Source organism: Leifsonia sp. SIMBA_070 (assembly GCF_046534635.1).
In the GTDB taxonomy this organism is placed as follows: Bacteria; Actinomycetota; Actinomycetes; order Actinomycetales; family Microbacteriaceae; genus Leifsonia.
In genome coordinates this window covers 1-253 of sequence record NZ_JAWRYK010000609.1, presented here as the reverse complement: position 1 = coordinate 253, position 253 = coordinate 1, and the positions used below count along the sequence as shown (strand labels likewise).

Below are 253 nucleotides of genomic sequence, written 5' to 3'. Positions count from 1 at the left end.
ATCGGGCCCGGCGCGATGCTCGGCGCGTGCCGCGAGGACCTTCTGCTCAGTGTCGGCGCTGGTGCGCGTTGGCATCGTGTGCGGCCGGGAGGACCGGGTGGCCAGCCCTGCTTCGCCCTCCGCGGAGTAGCGGTCGATCCAGGTCTTGACGCACTTGCGTGAAACGCCCATGGCTGCGGCTATGTGGGCCTGTTTCCAGCCGGCCTGGTGGCGTTGGACGATCAGCAAACGACCGTAAACGGTTAAACGGGCA

Annotated in this window: 1 protein-coding gene; it reads right to left on the bottom strand. The window is 67.2% G+C overall.

The features are described 5' to 3' along the window. Positions 1-253: helix-turn-helix domain-containing protein (locus tag SB754_RS21660; protein WP_410784376.1), on the bottom strand; the 253-nt coding region annotated here is incomplete at both ends.